Below are 16,273 nucleotides of genomic sequence, written 5' to 3' on the forward strand. Positions count from 1 at the left end.
TTAAATCGAAACGGGCGACCAGGCCGGCCCATGTTCGACACCGCCGTCGAATCGACGCACGTCTGGCTCGGCCTCGCGGTCGTGAGCGCCGGGATACTCGGGCTCGCGCTACGGGTCCCGACCGCGCCGCCGCCCGACGCGACCGGGCTCGCTCGCACCGTCGACAGCGTCGCGGCCAGCCCGCACGAGGCGACGGCGCGACACCCGCTCGACGCCCGACAGGTCCGGATCGGCGCCCACCGGGTCGGGCTGCGCGGCCCCGGCGGCGACGCGCACGCGTCGCTCGCGTACGGGCCGGTCGTCCCCGCCGTCGGCGGCGACGGCGACCGCCTCCGGCGCGTGCTCCGGGGGGTCCCGCCCGAACGGGCGTTCGGCAGCGAGGCGACGTTCGCGCGGGCGCTCGACCGCTCGCGGACGACGGAGCCGTCGTGGCGACCCGCGCCGGAGCGACTGCTCGTCAGACGGGTGACCTGGGGGGACACGAATGCGACGCTCGTGGGGGCGTGAGGCCCAGACCGAGCCGCTGGCGGCGGTCGTGGCGGTCGTGGTCGTCGCCCTGGCGCTCGCGCTCTACGCCGGGGCCTTCGAGGCGAACCTCCCGGGACCGGTCGACCGCGACCACGCCGAGGCGGCCGCCGACCGGGTCGAGCGCGCGCTGACCGTCGGCGGCGTCGTCCGACCGGAGCGCCTCGCCGCCGCGCTCGACCGCGGGCCGGACGGGTACCGGATCAACGCCACCCTCGACTTCGGGGGGCGGACGGAACGGGCCGGGCCGGCCGCACCGGGGACGGCCGACACCGCGTCCCGACGGGTGAGCGTCCGGGCGGGTCCGGGCGAAGTCGCGCCCGCTCGGCTGGAGGTACGGGTATGGACCTAAGGGCGTCGAGCACGGCACTGGACACCGTCCTGTTCGTCCTGCTGGTCGGCGTCGCCGTCGGGACGCTCGCGGGCGTCGGCGACCGGCGGGCGCCCGGCGGGGACCGCGTCGCCGAGGAGACGGCGGACCTGCTGGCGACGGCCACGACCGAGGTGACCTACACGCGTTCTGCCCGGGTCCCGTCGTCGGCGCTGCTGGACGGCTCCGAGACGGTGACCGTCACCGTCGACCGGACGGCTGCCGGGACGCACGCCGAGTTGCTCGCGGCTGCCGCGCTGGCCGATCCCTCGCTCGGCGGCGCCTCCCTCACCGGGGTCGGCGGGGACCTGCGGGTCGGCGCCCGGAACGCGACCGAGTGCGTGCTGCACACCCGCGAGGGGACGGCGCAGGTCGCGGTGACCTGGTACCCGTACCCGAACGCGACGCTGCGGTCGTCGTTCACCGCGGGCGACGCGCCGCCGCGGGGCGCCGACGTGTCGGTGGCGACCGTCGCCGCTGCGAGCGGACTGGCGAACGTCACCGGCCCGGCCGAGCGATCGGCGCGGACGGGCGGCTTCGACGGCGTCGCGGGCGTGCTCGCCGACGCGGTCGTCGCGGGGCTGTTCCCGCCCGGCGAGACGCGCGACGCCCTCTACAGCGAGGGACCGGACCGCGCGCTGGTCGCGCACCGCTACCGGCACGCATCGGCCGCCCTCGGCGTCGACGCGACGGAGTTTCTGCGGCCCGGGGGCGTCGAACGGGCGAATCGTCGTCTCTCCGGCGGGCTGGCCGAGCGGCTGGCGGCGGACCTGCGGCGCCGGTACGACTCGCCGACGGAGGCCGCGCGGGCGGTGCGGGCCCATCGAGTTCGGATCGTCGTCAGGACGTGGTCCGGATGAGCCGGCGCGGGTTCGAACTCGGCACCCGCGGGCGGGTCCCGTTCGCGCTCGTCGGCGTCCTGCTGGTGCTGACGAGCGCGCTGTTCGCGGGCGCCGTCGACCGCCCGCAACCGACGCCCGAGCCGGCGGTCGACCTGGCCGTCGAGCGGACGACCGCGGACGCCCGCGCGGCGGTCCGGACGGCCGTCGCCGAAGCGGGCGTCGCAGCGGCCGGCGACCCCGTCGTCGCGCCGGCGACCAACCGCTGGGGCGAACTGCTCGACCCCGACACGGCGTTCCGGGACGCGCTGAAACTCCGGGTCTATCTCGCAGCGCGGGAACGGCTGCGAACGGTTGCGCGGACCCACCGCGGGGTCCGGGCGAACGCGTCGCTGCCGCCAGCGCGGACGCCCGAGGCGCTGAGGGCGGCGATGGACCGGGTCAGCGTCGAACGGGCGGGCCCCGACGGGACGAAGCTCCGCGCCGAGGTCGCGAACGTCACCGTCGAGGCGACCCGGAACGGCCGGGTCGTCGGGACCGAGCGGGTCTCGTTTGCGGTCGTCGTCCCGACGCCGGTACTGGCCGTCCACGAGCGCGTCGAGACCTACCAGGAGCGGCTCAGACGCGGGGTCACGAAGCCGGGCCTTGGCCAGCGGCTGACCGCCCGGCTCTACGCCGTCGCCTGGGCCCGGGGCTACGCCCAGTACGGGGGCGCGCCCATCGACAACGTCGTCGCCAACCGCCACGTCGAGTTGATGACCAACGGGGCGATGCTGGGCGTCCAGCGGTCGACGTTCGGCGAGAGCGACCCCGACGGCCGGCGAGGGCTCGGGAAGGCCATCGCGCGCGTCGGGCTCCAGAAGGTCGTCGCCGCGCGCGGCCCGAACGACCCCGCGACGAGTGCGCTCCTGCAGGAGCGGATCCGGGCCGCCGGCGGACCCACCGAACGCGCGGGCGTTCCGGGACTCGCCGCGGGCGGGACCGGCGCGCCGGCCCCCAACGAGACGGTGACTGTCTCCGTCGGGCTCTCAGCCGACAGGGCGTTCCGCGAGTTCGTTCGCGACGACGGGATCAACCGGACGGTCGACTCGGTGTTCGGTGCCCGAATACAGACGCTGGCAGCGACCGAGCGGGTCGGCGGCGGGACGCCCGCCCGGCCGGGCCCGCCCGCGGGCGACGACTGGCAGTTCCGCGTCGGGTCGACCGACACGGAGGTACTCGCCGTGTGGAACGCGACCCGCGCCCCGACGGTCTCGGACCCGTCTGGGTACCACCGGCTGGAGACGTACGTCCGGACCGTACGGCTGCGCCACGAGCGGGAGGCCGTGTGGCACCACAACGGCTCGCTGAACGCGACGACGCGGACGAGCACGGAGACCAAACGGGTGCGGGTCGCCGTCGTCGGTCGCCACGCGCCGACGCCACACGCTCCGGCCCACCCCATCCCGTCCGTCCACGAGCGCGGCGGTCGGTTCCGCGGCCCGAACCTCGCCGACGTACCGCCGAAGGTCCGCGACGCGGTCGAACTCGCGGGCGGTCCGGACGCGCTCGCCGGGCGCGCGGCCCGGGGTTCGCTCCCGGGGACGCCGACGCGGATCGACGGCGAGTGGCCCGGCGAGGTGGCGCGGTGGGCCCACCGCGACCTGATCGGGTTGCGGGAGACCGTCCGCGAACTGTCCGTCCCGGTCTCGCGCGGGCGGATGGGGACTCACGAGGCGGCGCCGGCGGCGGCGCTGGCCGCCAACCTGAGCGAGCGGCGCGCGGAGCTCGTCGACGCGCCGGCCACCTACGACAGCGTCGCAGCGAAGGCCCGGGCGGCCGTCCGCGGCCGCTACCTCTCGCTGGTGGTCGAGCGGCTGGAGCGGCGGGCCGAGCAGCGGTCGGAGCGCGAGGGCGCGTTCGCGAGCGCCATCGGGAACGTCGGCGGGCCGTCGCTGTCGCGGCTGCGGTCGAGCTACGACGCCCGGCGAGCCGACGAGCGCGACGCCGGGCCGGGGGACGGGTCGAGTGAGGCCGCCGGAGGGTCGGCGGGCGCCGGTGACGGACCGGCCCTGGCGTACTCGGTCGACGGCGCGCCGCCGTACCTGACGCTGACGAAGGTCACACCGGGGCAGGTCGCGGCGGTGGACAACGAGACACACCCGCTGACCGCCCGGAACGTCAACTACTTCTCGGTCCCGTACGGCGACGCGACGGACGTGGCGCTGAGCGCGCTCCTGCCCGGCGGGACGAGCCGCGAGCGGCGGCTCTCGACGGCCGCGCGAGCGCTCCGGGCGGCCAACCGGACGCTGGAGCACCGGTCGAACGCGACCGTCAGAGAGCGCCGCGACCGCCTGCTGGAGGGGTTGAACGACACGGTCGCGGCGGTCGAAGGAGACCTGGCGGCGGCGCTCGCGGACGCCGGCGTCGGCAACGACTCGACCGACCACGGTGCCGTCGTCGAGGCGGGACTCGACCGGTGGTCGGCGCTCGACGCGCGGGCGCTCGCGATGACGAACGGGTCGGTCGTCGACCCGGTCGTCGCCGCCGCGGTCCGGCGGACCGACGGCGGGTGGTCGACGATCCGGCGCGACTGGGTCCGGTTACGGCTGCGAACCGCGCTCTACGACGCGCTGGAGTCGAAGCGCGGGAAGGTCTCGGGTCCGGCGGTGACGGGCGCGACCGCGGTCGTGAAAGAGCGGGTCCGTCGACAGGTGCGCTCGGAGATCTCGTCGGCCGCCGCGAAGCGGCTCAACCGGTCGATTACCCAGATCCCGGCCGGGCTGCCGCTGGCGCCGCCGCTGGGCAACTGGGTGGCGACGACGAACGTCTGGTCGGTGACTGTCCGTGGCCAGTACGCTCGCTTCGCCGTCGAGGTGCCCCGGCAGACGCCCGCCGTCGGCGACGCGTCGCTGCAGTACGTCCGCGACGGCGGGAACGCGACCCTGGACCTCGACGGGGACGGCGTCCCGGAGACGCTGGGCCGCTCGTCGAAGGTGCGGTTCACGTCGCGGACGGCGGTGACGGTCGTCGTCCCGCCCGGCGGCACCGGCGTCGGCGACGTCGACGGCGCGATGGTCGAGGAGTCGGCCGGGTGGCCCGAGCCCGGTCCGAGCCCCCGGGAGCGGCCCTGGACCGGCGAGGCGTATCCGCTGTCGACCAACGGGACCGAGGCCGGTGACGGGAGCGGGTAGGACGGCGCGCCGACCGAACCGGTTCGACTCGGGCGACCGAGAGTGACACTGACTTGTAGGCCGACCGCGAAAGAGGGGTATGCTCAGAGGCGAGTTCGAGTCGGCGGCCGAGCGGTCGGCCGAGGAGTTGCGTAGCGCGTACGGCGACGTACTGGCAGAGACCGTCGAGTCGGTGGGGGTCGACACCGTCGTCTCGCGGTCGGGGGTCGACCGCGATATCGTCGAGGCGATCGCGGCCGGCGAGGAACCCGAGCTGACGCTTGAGGCCGCGGCGGCCGTCCTGGCGGCCGACCCCGAGCGTCCGGACGGCGAGACGATCAAGGCGGAGGCGCTGGACATCCTCCTGATGGGGATGACCACCGCGGTCGTCGACGTCGACGCCGTCGCCGCCGGCCTGAACGACGAGATGGACCCCAAGGAGATCCAGCAGAAGGTGGAGGGGCGATACCCGGTCACGCTCGCCGAGTACGCGGCGATCCACCACTTCCTCGAAGCTCGATAATGCGCGTCGCTATCCTCGGCTGCGGCTACGTCGGGCTGGAACTGGGCCGACAGCTGACCGCCGCTGGCCACGACGCCGTCGGCGTCCGCCGCTCGGAACAGGGCGTCGAAGCGATCGAGTCCGCGGGCTTCGCGGGCGTCCGGGCGGACGTGACTGACGCCGACGCGCTGGCGGCCGTGCCCGACGCCGACGCCGTCGTCTTCGCGGCCAGCAGCGGCGGGCGCGGCGCGGCGGCCGCCCGCGAGGTGTACGTCGAGGGGCTGGAGACGGCGATCGACCACTTCTGCGGGCGCGAAGACCCGCCCGACCGGTTCGTGTATTCGTCGAGTACAGGCGTATACGGCGACCACGACGGCGACTGGGTCGACGAGGAGACGCCGGTCGAGCCGACCACCGAGAAGACCGAGGTACTCGCCGAGGCCGAACGGATCGCGGTCGAGCGGCCCGCTGAGTCCGGGGTCGACGGCACGGTCGCCCGGTACGCCGGGCTGTACGGCCCGGACCGGTACCGACTCGCCCGGTACGTCGAGGGGCCGGTGACCGAGGGGTACCTGAACATGGTCCACCGCGACGACGCCGCGGGCGCGGTGCGGTACCTGCTCGACTCGGACCTGGCACACGGCGAGGTCGTCAACGTCGTCGACGACGAGCCGGTCTCGAAGTGGGCGTTCGCCGACTGGCTGGCCGAGCAGTGCGGCGAGCCCGAGCCGCCCAAGCGGACGGTCGAGGACCGCCTCGCCGAGGAGGACCTCTCGGAGACCGTCGAGCGGCGGCTGCGGACGAGCAAGCGCGTCTCGAACGGGAGACTGCGCGGGCTGGACTACGAGTTCGCGTTCCCGACCTACCGGGAGGGGTACCGGGCGGCGGTCGACGCGTATCTCGCGGACGCCGACGGGGCGGCCTGAGCCCGGGCGAACGTATTCGGCGTTCGAGATGTCGGTGATACGCCCGGTCTGAATCGGGCGTTTCAGTCCGATTCGTTCGGTATTTTCGGCGATACGGTCGACGGAGAGACAGTGAGAAACTACTTGACCCTCGAAGTCGACAGCCCGGGTATGCCACACGCAGCCGCGGGTGGCGTCGGGGCGGTCGCGCCCCGCGACGCCGCCGCGGCGGTCGCCGAGCAGGACCCGCTGGTCTTGGCGGCCGCCGTCGTCGGCTTGCTCGTCGTGCTCGTCGCGCTCTGGTGGGGGGTCCGGCGGCTGCGCCGGACACCGGGTGCGGAGTTCGTCGGTCACCTCGCGGACCGGGAGGAGGTGTCGGTCCTGATGCACCCCAACCCGGACCCCGACGCCATGGCCTCGGCGGTCGCCGTCGGCGAGTTCGCCGCGGAGGCCGGGGTCGAGGCCCACCTCCAGTACCCCGGGGAGATCCGCCACCAGGAGAACCGCGCCTTCGAGACGGTCCTCGACCTGGAGTTCGACCGCGTCGACACCGCCAGCGACCTGCTGGCCGACGACGTGGTGCTCGTCGACCACAACGAACCACGGGGGTTCGCCGGCGCCGACTCGGTCGCCCCGTTCGCCGTCGTCGACCACCACCCCGGCGACGGGGAAGGCGAGGAGTTTACCGACGTGCGCCCCGACCACGGCTCCTGTGCCAGCATCCTCGCCGAGTACCTGCGCCAGCAGGACTGGGAGCCCGTCGGCCCCGACGAGGAGGACGACGTCGCCGAGGACGCCGACCGGATCCTCCCGTCGGACACCGCGACGGGCCTGCTCTACGGCATCCAGTCCGACACGAAGCACCTGACCAAGGGGTGTTCGGCCGCCGAGTTCGAGGCCAGCGCCTACCTCTACGAGGGCATCGACGAGGACCGGCTCGACCGCATCGCGAACCCGTACGTCGACGCCGAGGTGCTCGACGTGAAGGCCCGCGCCATCAACCAGCGACGCGTCGAGAATCCCTTCGCCGTCGCCGACGTGGGGGAGGTCTCCAACGCCGACGCGATCCCACAGGCCGCCGACGAGCTGAGCCAGCTGGAGGGCGTGACCGCCGTCGTCGTGATCGGCCAGAAGGGCGACACCTTACACCTCTCCGGCCGCTCGCGGGACGACCGGGTCCACATGGGCAAGACGCTGCGGACCGTCGTCGACGAGATCCCCATGGCCAACGCCGGCGGCCACGCCCGCATGGGCGGCGGCCAGCTCTCCGTCGAGCACATGGAGGGGCTGGGCCCCGGCGACGGCCTCGACCGCGCGGAGTTCGTCGACCGCCTGTTCGACGCTATGGCCGGCGAGATCTAGGCCGAGTCGGTCCGGCCTGCCGGGAGGCGTGGACTTTTGCCCCGGCGGGGTCACCGCCGGATATGAGCTACGACATCGCGTTCGTCGGCACCGGGCCCGAGCCGGACAATCCGGTCTGGGGCGAGAGCGCGGCGATGGCCTACCGCCACGCCGAGGGCTACCGCGAGCGCGACGACTGCCGGATCGTCGCCGCCGCCGACATCGTCCGCGAGCACGTCGCCGCCTTCGCCGACGAGTTCGACATCGACGACCCGGGGGTCTTCGAAGACTACGAGACGATGCTCGCCGCCGCCGATCCCGACATCGTCTCGGTCTCGACCCCCGTGCCGACCCACGCGGAGATCGTCCTCGACTGTATCGCGAGCGGCGTCCCCGAGGCGGTCCACTGCGAGAAGCCGATGGCGACGACGTGGGGCGACGCGCGCCTGATGGCCCAGGAGGCGAGCCGCCGGGACGTGCAGCTGACGTTCAACCACCAGCGCCGGTTCTCCCCGGTGTGGCGCGAGCCCAAGCGGGCGCTGGACGAGGGCGCAATCGGCGACCTGCAGCGGGTCGAGGTCGGCACGAGCACCCTGCTGGACAACGGCACCCACCACATCGATCTGGCGCACATGTACGCCGACGAATCGCCGGTCGAGTGGGTCATCGGCCAGGTCGACTACCGCGAGGAGTACGTCAAGTACGGCGCCCACAACGAGAACCAGGGGCTCGTCCACTGGGAATACGAGAGCGGGGTCCAGGGCATCGCGACGACGGGCTTCGGCGAGGACGGGGTCGGCGTCCACCACCGGCTGCACGGCACCGACGGGGTCATCGAGGTGACGCCGTGGACCGAGCCGCAGGCGCGTGTCCGCCGGGACGGCGAAGACTGGGAGCCGCTGGTCTCGGGCGTCGAGGACGCGGCGGCGGTCCCACCGGCCATCGACCACGTCGTCGAGTGTCTGCGCGACGGCGTCGAACCGGCGTTCTCCGCCCGGCGGGCGCTGTCGGTGACCGAGGTGATCTTCGCCGCCTGGGAGTCCTCGCGGCGGCGCGGCCGGGTGGAGCTCCCCCTGCGGATCGACGACAACCCGCTGGAAGCGATGGTCGAATCGGGCGAACTATCGCCAGAGCCCGCCGACGAGGGCTGAATCCCGATATCGGTTCTCCGGGAACCACCGACCGAAAATCGACCGTCGAGCGACCCGCTCGCCCGTCGGACGCGCGTCGGACGGCCCCGGAAGCTTATGGTGCCGGGCGAGCGTCTACCGGGTATGCTCAACGCGCTGGCGCTCCAGTTGGACGTTCTCACCCAACCCGTCGGGATCCTCGGCGTCCTCATCCTGCTGGCGGCGATCATCCTGGTCGGCCGGTTCCTGCTGTCGATGGCCTGGCGGCTGGTGATCATCGGCATCATCATCGTGGGGACGCTGTACATCCTCAGCGTCCTCGGCTTCTCCGTCCTGTAAGTCGGCCGCCCTCAGCGGTCGACCGTCGACGGCTCCTCGACGACGATTTCGCCGGAGAGCTCGTGCTGGGTGGTCGTGCTGAGGTCGATGCCGGCGTCCGCACAGCGCTCTTTGACCCGCTGGATGTACGTCGATCGGGCGACGGAGAACTCCTCGCGGTCGGGGCTGTCGATCCAGAACCGCGACTGGACGAGGACCGCCGAGTCGGCCAGGTCCGTGACGCGCACGGACGGTTCGGGGTCGTCGAGGATCCCCTCGTGGTCGTCGGCCACGTCGAGGAGGATCCGGGTCGTCTCGTCGATGTCGTCAGCGTAGCCGATGCCGAACGGGTAGGAGATGCGCAGCTGTTCGTTGCTCATCCGGTTGGTGACGGCGGTCGTCGCGAGCTCGGTGTTCGGGACCGTGACCGTCTCGTTGTCGAAGGTGCGGACCCTGGTCACGCGGAAGCCGATGTCCTCGATGAACCCCGCGCGGCCGTCCCACTCGATCCAGTCGTCGATGTTAAAATTGCGGTCCTGGACGATGAACAGGCCGGCGACGAAGTTCGAGAGCACGTCCTGGGCGGCGAACCCGACCGCCAGCGTTAGCGCGGCGACCACGAGCGCCGACCCGCCCAAAAGCGCGGTGAACCCCGCAGCCGCGACGCCGGCCGCGAGCGCGACGACGACCACCGCGACGCCGAGCACCTTGAGCAGCGCCCGTTCCAGCGTCGACTCCAGGGTCCAGCGGTCGAGCGCGAACGCCGCGAGCGGTTCGACCACGAAGCGTCCGAGGAGGTAGACGACGACCGCGACGGCCGCGAACTCCGCGAGCTGCCAGCCCAGCGCGGCGTACTCCTCGCCCAGCTGCGAGAGCGACTGCAGGGGGGTCATAGGGGTACGAACGACGGCACCCAGGTAAAGGTGGTCACGCGAGTCGCTCGCAGCCGGTGATTCATCCGGCGAATCGTTGCCGCTCAGGGCGACTTTCCGCCGTAACCGTTCCGGCACCGATTCGCGACCGAGGTGCGGTGGCGCGCGCTGTCGCGAGTCTTGGCTCGCGACAGCATCGCGCGAGGGATGAGCACCGCACGCCGCAGGCGCGCGGAGCGCAATCGGCTGGGGAGGGTCGTGGCCGTCTGCGTTGCTGTGCGGGGTGGGTACGGTACCGTGCTGTCCTGGTGGACTGAAAGGGCGAGACGCGCTCGCGTGCAGTTCAGTCGCCTGAGTCGGCTCTATCCGCGCGGGCGGTGCGGAGAGCGCGGATATCCGACTCAGCGACCGCGAGCGCGTCGAGGGCTTTCACCGCTCGCTGTCGAGTGCAGTCGACGATCCAGAGCGAGTCACGCGAGTTTGCTCGGTACGTCCGGCGGCAATAGCGAGATACGGAACCGAAGCGTCTCGAACACCTAGACGCCGTCGAGGAAGTTGCGGATCACGTCGTGGCCGACCGCAGTTAACACCGATTCGGGGTGGAACTGGACGGCCTCGATCGGGTGCTCGCGGTGGCGGATCCCCATCACCAGGTCCACGGTGTCGCCCTCGTCGGTCTCGGCCTCGGTGGTGGCGGTCACCTCGAAGCAGTCGGGGACCTCGGTGGCGACCAGCGAGTGGTAGCGGCCGCCGCGGATCCCCTGGTCGAGTCCCGCGAAGACGCCCTCGCCGTCGTGGCTGATCGGGAAGGCCTTGCCGTGGATGGGCTCGGGCGCGCGCCCGACCTCGCCGCCGTAGGCGTAGACTGCGGCTTCGAGGCCGAGACAGACCCCGAGCGTCGGTACTTCGGGGCTGATCTCGGTGAGCACGTCCAGCGTGACGCCCACGTCGCGGTCGTTCTCCGGGTGGCCGGGGCCGGGCGAGATGACGATGGCGTCGGGGTCGGCGGCGCGCACGTCGTCCAGCGACGCGGTGTTGCGGACGACCTCGGTGTCGGCGTGCTCGCTGACGTACTCGACGAGGTTGTAGGTAAAGGAGTCGAAGTTGTCGACGAACAGCACCTGCCGCTCGTCGGCGCGCTCGCGCCCGGCGGCGCTCATCGGGACACCTCCCCGGGTTCGGCGGCGTCCCCGGTCTCCGCTTCGCTGTCGTCAGTCGCGCCTTCGGCGTCGCCGTCGGCGCCCTCCGCGGCTGCCGAGTCCGGGACCTCGATGGCCTCCAAGGCGTCGAGGACGCCGCGCATCTTCTGCTCGGTCTCCTCGTACTCGCTGGCCGGGTCGCTGTCGGCGACGATGCCGGCGCCGGCCTGGACCGTGACGCGGTCGGCGCTGTCGGCGGCTTCGTCCGGGACGCCGACACCGTACCGACTATCGAGGTCCTCGACCGTGGCGGTGCGGATGACGATGGCGAGTTCGGCGTCGCCGGTCCAGGTGAAGTAGCCGACGCCGCCGCCGTAGGGACCCCTGGCCGTCCGCTCCAGGTCGTCGATGATCTCCATCGCGCGGATCTTCGGCGCACCGGAGAGCGTCCCGGCGGGGAAGGAGGCCCGGGCGGCGTCGAAGGCGTCCGAATCGTCAGCCAGGGTGCCCGTCACCGTCGACTCGATGTGCTGGACGTGGCTGTACTTGAGGACGCTCATGAACTCCTCGACGCGCACGGAGCCGGGTTCGGACACGCGGCGCACGTCGTTGCGCGCCAGGTCGACGAGCATCGTGTGCTCGGCGCGCTCCTTCCCGTCGGCGAGCATCTCGCCGGCCAGCCGGCGGTCCTCGACGGGGCTCGTCCCGCGGGCGCAGGTGCCGGCGATGGGGTTCGAGAGCACGCGGTCCCCGCGGACCGCCACCAGCGTCTCCGGGCTGGCGCCGACGATGGAGAGGCCGTCGTAGTCGAGGACGTACATGTACGGCGAGGGGTTGACCGACCGCAGCGACTCGTAGAGCCCGAGCGGGTCCACGTCGCCGTACAGCTCCCGGGTCCGCGAGATGACGCCCTGGTAGATGTCGCCCGCGAGGACGTGCTCTTTGGCCTTCTCGACGGCGGCCTCGTACTCGTCCTTCGGGCCGGCCGTCTCGGCGTCGCGGACGAACCCGCCCGTCTCCAGGTCGGCGGCGCCCGCCAGCAGGTCCGCGACGCGCTCGGCCTCCGCCTCCAGTTCCTCGTAGCGGGCGGCGGCGTCGTCGCCGGGTTCGAGGATCGGCGTGAGCACGAGCGAGACGGTGCCCTCCACCTCGTCGAAGACGAGCGTGCTCGTGGTGAGGACGAACTGGGCGTCGGGGTACCGGGAGTCGGGGTGGTCCAGTCCGACCTCGTCGAGCCAGCAGTCGTAGACGGCGTCGTAGCCGAGGAAGCCGACGAGGCCGCCCTCGAAGTGCTCGCGGTCCATGTCGGGGAACCCGCGCCGCTGTACGTCGGGCATCGCGCCGCGGACGCTGTCGAGGGTGTCGCCGCCGTTGGCGTCGAAGAAGGCCTCGTAGCGGTCGTCGAACGTCTCGACGGTCGCGCCCTCGGCGTCGACGGTGACGACGCCCTTCGGGTCGTAGCCGACGAAGGAGTAGCGGGCGTGCCGGTCCTCCGTCGTCGGCGCGAACGCGCCGTCCGGGTCGCTGGAGGCGACCTTCTCGGCGCTCTCCAGCAGGAAGGTGTAGTCGGCCGCCTCGATGTCCGTGGTCCGACCCGACAGCGCGGCGTACGCGTCCAGCGGCTCCAGGTCGGTGTCCAACTCGACCGCGGCGCGGACGACGACGGGGTCGTCGCCGTCGGTGTCCGCCAGCTCGACGAACTCCGCCTTCGACGGTTCGAGTCCGAAGTCGGTTCCGGGACCGGGGTCGCTCACGCGGCCACCCCCCGCCGCGCCGCGGCGACGAACGAGCGGACGGCCTCGTGGTCCTTCTCGCCGCCGACACGGGTCCCGTCGCCGTCGACCCGTTCGACCCCCGTCGCCACGTCGACGCCGAACGGTTCGACCGTTTCGACGGCCGCGGCGACGTTCTCGGGCGTGAGCCCGCCGGCCAGGACCACGGGCACGGTCAGGTCGGCGACGACCTCGCGGGTGCGCTCCCAGTCGTGGGTCTCGCCGGTGCCGCCGCCCCCCGCGGCGTCGACCGAGTCGACCAGCAGAACGTCGGCGGGTTCGGCATACTCCCGGATGTCGTCGGCCTCCGCGTCGACCGCGACGACGAGGTCCTGTGACAGCCGACGGGAGAGCGCGCCGAGTTCGCCCGGCGAGAGCCCGCCGTGGACCTGCAGGGCGTCCGGTTCAGTGGCCTCGACCAGCCCGACCGCCTCCTCGACGGTCGTCGGCATCGTCACGAGCACGCCGGTCACGAGCGGCGGCACGCCCGCGAGCAGGTCGGCGGCGGCGTCGGCGTCGACCTCCCGGGGCGTGTCGACGGGCACGTCGCAGATGACGCCCACGGCGTCGGCGCCCGCGGCGACGACGGCTTCCCGGTCCTCCTCGCGGGTGACGCCGCAGACCTTGACTCGGGCGGCCGGACCGCCCGCTTCGGGTTCGTTCGCGTCGCTCATCGGCCCCCGTCGGCGGCGACGCGGGTACTGACTTCCCGCAGGTCGTCCAGTTTGGTCGCGGCGTCGCCCGAGTCGATGGCGTCGGCGGCCGCCTCGACGCCGGCCTCCAGCGAGTCGGCCTCGCCGGCGACGTAGACGGCGGCGCCCGCGTTCGCGAGGATGATCTCGCGCTTGGCGCCGCGCACGTCGCCCTCGACGATCCCCAGCAGGTCCTCGGCGTTCTCCTCGGGCGTCCCGCCCGCGACAGCCTCGATGTCGTGGGTCTCCAGCCCGAGGTCCTCGGGGGTGACCGTGTACTCGGTGACCTCGCCGTCCTCGACCTCCGCGACGGCGGTCTCGTCGTGGATCGTGATCTCGTCCATGCCGGAGCCGTGGACGATCAGCGCGTGGTCGACGGGCATCTCTGCGACGGCGCGGCCGATCAGCGGGACCAGGTCTGGGTCGTAGACGCCCATGACCTGCGCGTCGGCGCCGGCGGGGTTCGTGAGCGGACCGAGCACGTTGAAGATGGTCCGCATCCCCACCTCGCGGCGCGGGCCGATGACGGCCTTCATCGCCGGGTGGAAGGCGGGCGCGTGCATGTAGCCGATGCCGGCCTCCTCGATGGTCGCCTCGACGGCCTCGGGCGCGGTGTCCATGTCGAGGCCGACCTCCTCCAGCACGTCCGAGCTCCCCGACGACGAGGAGACGGAGTAGTTGCCGTGCTTGGCGACCGGGACGCCGGCGCCGGCGGCGACGATGGCGCTGGTCGTCGAGACGTTGATCGTGTCGTAGTCGTCGCCGCCGGTGCCGCAGGTGTCGACCAGCGGCGCCCGGTCGGGGTCGATCGTGCGGGCGGCCTCGCGCATCCCCTGGGCGAAGCCGGCGATCTCCGCCTCCGTCTCGCCCTTCGCGCGCAGCGCCGCCAGCAGCGCGCCGATCTGTGCCTCCGTCGCGTCCTCGAAGACGGCCGTCGCCGCCTCGCGGGCCTCCTCCAGCGTCAGGTCCTCCCCGTTCGTGACTGACTCGATGTATGCTTCCATGTGTATCACCGATGGACGGTTTAGTTCTACGATGTACGAATCAGTACATTCACTTAAGGGTGTCGGGTGGCGACGAAGAGTCGACGCGACCGGCCCGTGGTCGCTTCGGGCGCGGCGGCCCGAAGCGACCTGGAGGCCTCCGAGTCGGAGACGGCCGGCGGATTCCATTCTCAAAGTTTGTACCGCGGGGGGAGGGACTATAAGAGCGTTCGATATACCGTAGGGATATGCGACCGACCCTCAAGCGACGGATCGGTGCGGCGCTGGGCGGGCAGTTCGCCCACGCCGTCTATCAGGTGGTGGTCCTCCTGGTCGCGCCGGACCTGTGGCCGGTGCTCGGCGGACTGGGCGTTCTCGCGGCCGCGGGGGGACTCGCCTCCGCCTATCGCTCGATCGGCCGGGCGCTCGACGACCGCGAGCGCGAGCGCCGGCGCCTCCAGACGGCGCTGACCGAGGCCGAGCGCGAGCGCGACGACCTCCGCGAGCGGCTGGACGACGCGAAGGCGGACCTGGCGGACCTCCGGGCCGAGCGCGACGCCCGCCCGGCGACACCGCCGGTGGCGACGCCCGACGGCGGGATCCAGGCGGCCGACGACGGCGGGCCCGTCGACTACGACGGCAGCGTCCGGGCGGTCGAGACGGCGCTGGACGCCTTCGGCGACGGCGACCTGACCCGGCGGCTCGACGCCGGGGACGACTCGGAAGCGCTCGCCGCGCTCGCGGCGGAGTTCAACGAGATGGCCGCGACCTTCGAGCAGACGTTCGACGCCGCGGCGGGGTTCAGCGACGAGGTCGTCGGCTCCTCCGAGCAGGTGACGACGGCGACCGAGGCCGTCACCGACTCCAGCGAGACGGTCGCCCGCCGGGTCCAGGAGATCGCCGACGTGTTCCACGAGCAACACCAGCAGATCACCCAGATCTCCGACGAGATGTCCGACATGTCCGCGACCATCGAGGAGATCGCCGCCTCCTCCGACGAGGTCAAGGAGATGGCCGACAGGACCGAACGCTCGACCGTCGAGGGCATCGAAGCCGGCCGCTCGGCGCGGGACACCATGGACGAGGCCCAGGACCAGATCGAGGGCGTCGTCGAGACGGTGACCGAACTCGACGAGCGGATGGACGAGGTCGGTCAGATCGTCGACCTCATCGACGACATCGCCGAGCAGACGAACATCCTCGCGCTGAACGCCTCCATCGAGGCCGCCCACGCCTCGGCGGGCGCGAACGACAACGGCTTCGGCGTCGTCGCCGACGAGGTCAAGAGCCTCGCCGAGGAGACCAAGGACGCCACCAACGAGATCGAGGGGCTCATCGGCGAGATCCAGGACCAGACCGACGAGACCGTCGAGGAGATCACCGAGATGCAGTCGACCGTCGACGAGGGCAAGGAGACCGTCGGCGAGGGGCTGGACGCCCTGGAGTCGATCCTCGAACACGTCCAAGAGACCGCCTCGGGCGTCACCGAGATATCCGACGCCACCGACGACCAGGCCGCCTCCTCCGAGGAGGTCGCCGCCATCGCCGACGAGGCCGCCGAGACCAGCAAGGAGAACGTCGAGGAGGCCGAGCAGGTCGCCGCCATCGCCGAGGAGCAGAACCTCGCGCTCTCGGAGATGTACGTCAACGCGAAGATGCTCACGATGCGCGCCGAGCAGCTCTCGGCGCTGTTCGAGCGCTACGAGACCGAGTGATCGGCGCCGTCGCGACCC

The 16,273-nt window shown here is 72.5% G+C and carries 15 protein-coding genes; 10 read left to right on the forward strand and 5 right to left on the reverse strand.

Annotated features, from left to right (window positions below):
• Window positions 1–30: 30 nt before the first annotated feature.
• The 9 genes from E3328_RS10355 to E3328_RS10395 all read left to right on the forward strand — a co-directional run bounded on the left by E3328_RS10355 (window position 31) and on the right by E3328_RS10395 (window position 9,103).
• Window positions 31–507: a DUF7283 family protein gene (locus E3328_RS10355; RefSeq protein WP_135364481.1), complete on the forward strand. Its 477-nt coding sequence runs from the start codon at window positions 31–33 to the stop codon at window positions 505–507.
• Complete coding sequence (locus E3328_RS10360) at window positions 485–877, forward strand: DUF7285 family protein (protein ID WP_135364482.1); 393 nt, start codon at window positions 485–487, stop codon at window positions 875–877. The genes E3328_RS10355 and E3328_RS10360 overlap by 23 nt, the downstream gene beginning before the upstream one ends.
• On the forward strand, window positions 868–1,755 hold the full coding sequence (locus E3328_RS10365; RefSeq protein WP_135364483.1) for a DUF7284 family protein: 888 nt from the start codon (window positions 868–870) through the stop codon (window positions 1,753–1,755). The genes E3328_RS10360 and E3328_RS10365 overlap by 10 nt, the downstream gene beginning before the upstream one ends.
• Window positions 1,752–4,907, forward strand: a complete 3,156-nt coding sequence (locus E3328_RS10370) for a DUF7286 family protein (RefSeq protein WP_135364484.1) — start codon at window positions 1,752–1,754, stop codon at window positions 4,905–4,907. Before E3328_RS10365 ends, E3328_RS10370 begins: the two co-directional genes overlap by 4 nt.
• A 79-nt stretch (window positions 4,908–4,986) precedes the next feature.
• Window positions 4,987–5,409 carry a DUF5791 family protein gene (locus E3328_RS10375; RefSeq protein WP_135364485.1) on the forward strand — a complete coding sequence of 141 codons (423 nt, stop codon included), beginning with the start codon at window positions 4,987–4,989 and terminating at the stop codon, window positions 5,407–5,409.
• Entirely contained in the window at window positions 5,409–6,314 is a 906-nt protein-coding gene (locus tag E3328_RS10380; RefSeq protein WP_135364486.1) for an SDR family oxidoreductase, read from the forward strand. Before E3328_RS10375 ends, E3328_RS10380 begins: the two co-directional genes overlap by 1 nt.
• 150 nt (window positions 6,315–6,464) lie before the next feature.
• Window positions 6,465–7,655 (forward strand): DHH family phosphoesterase, encoded by a 1,191-nt coding sequence (locus tag E3328_RS10385; RefSeq protein ID WP_135364487.1) that lies wholly within the window; start codon window positions 6,465–6,467, stop codon window positions 7,653–7,655.
• Window positions 7,656–7,717: 62 nt separating this feature from the next.
• Window positions 7,718–8,785, forward strand: a complete 1,068-nt coding sequence (locus E3328_RS10390) for a Gfo/Idh/MocA family protein (RefSeq protein ID WP_135364488.1) — start codon at window positions 7,718–7,720, stop codon at window positions 8,783–8,785.
• A 123-nt stretch (window positions 8,786–8,908) separates the two neighbouring features.
• Window positions 8,909–9,103: a DUF8029 family protein gene (locus E3328_RS10395; RefSeq protein ID WP_135364489.1), complete on the forward strand. Its 195-nt coding sequence runs from the start codon at window positions 8,909–8,911 to the stop codon at window positions 9,101–9,103.
• Window positions 9,104–9,114: 11 nt separating this feature from the next.
• On the opposite strand, the gene E3328_RS10400 is transcribed toward E3328_RS10395, so the two are convergent.
• The 5 genes from E3328_RS10400 to trpD all read right to left on the reverse strand — a co-directional run bounded on the left by E3328_RS10400 (window position 9,115) and on the right by trpD (window position 14,561).
• On the reverse strand, window positions 9,115–9,975 hold the full coding sequence (locus E3328_RS10400) for a mechanosensitive ion channel family protein (RefSeq protein ID WP_135364490.1): 861 nt from the start codon (window positions 9,973–9,975) through the stop codon (window positions 9,115–9,117).
• A gap of 515 nt (window positions 9,976–10,490) precedes the next feature.
• Window positions 10,491–11,114, reverse strand: coding sequence for an anthranilate synthase component II (gene trpG / locus E3328_RS10405; RefSeq protein WP_135364491.1), 624 nt, complete (start codon window positions 11,112–11,114; stop codon window positions 10,491–10,493).
• Window positions 11,111–12,847: an anthranilate synthase component I gene (trpE, locus tag E3328_RS10410; RefSeq protein WP_135364492.1), complete on the reverse strand. Its 1,737-nt coding sequence runs from the start codon at window positions 12,845–12,847 to the stop codon at window positions 11,111–11,113. Before trpE ends, trpG begins: the two co-directional genes overlap by 4 nt.
• Window positions 12,844–13,539: a phosphoribosylanthranilate isomerase gene (locus E3328_RS10415; protein ID WP_135364493.1), complete on the reverse strand. Its 696-nt coding sequence runs from the start codon at window positions 13,537–13,539 to the stop codon at window positions 12,844–12,846. Before E3328_RS10415 ends, trpE begins: the two co-directional genes overlap by 4 nt.
• Window positions 13,536–14,561: an anthranilate phosphoribosyltransferase gene (gene trpD / locus E3328_RS10420; RefSeq protein ID WP_135364494.1), complete on the reverse strand. Its 1,026-nt coding sequence runs from the start codon at window positions 14,559–14,561 to the stop codon at window positions 13,536–13,538. The genes E3328_RS10415 and trpD overlap by 4 nt, the downstream gene beginning before the upstream one ends.
• A gap of 227 nt (window positions 14,562–14,788) precedes the next feature.
• Between trpD and E3328_RS10425 the strand changes: the two genes are divergently transcribed.
• Entirely contained in the window at window positions 14,789–16,255 is a 1,467-nt protein-coding gene (locus E3328_RS10425; RefSeq protein ID WP_135364495.1) for a methyl-accepting chemotaxis protein, read from the forward strand.
• Window positions 16,256–16,273: the final 18 nt, after the last annotated feature.

The sequence above is a fragment of the Halosimplex halophilum genome (genome assembly GCF_004698125.1).
Taxonomy (GTDB): Archaea; Halobacteriota; Halobacteria; order Halobacteriales; family Haloarculaceae; genus Halosimplex; species Halosimplex halophilum.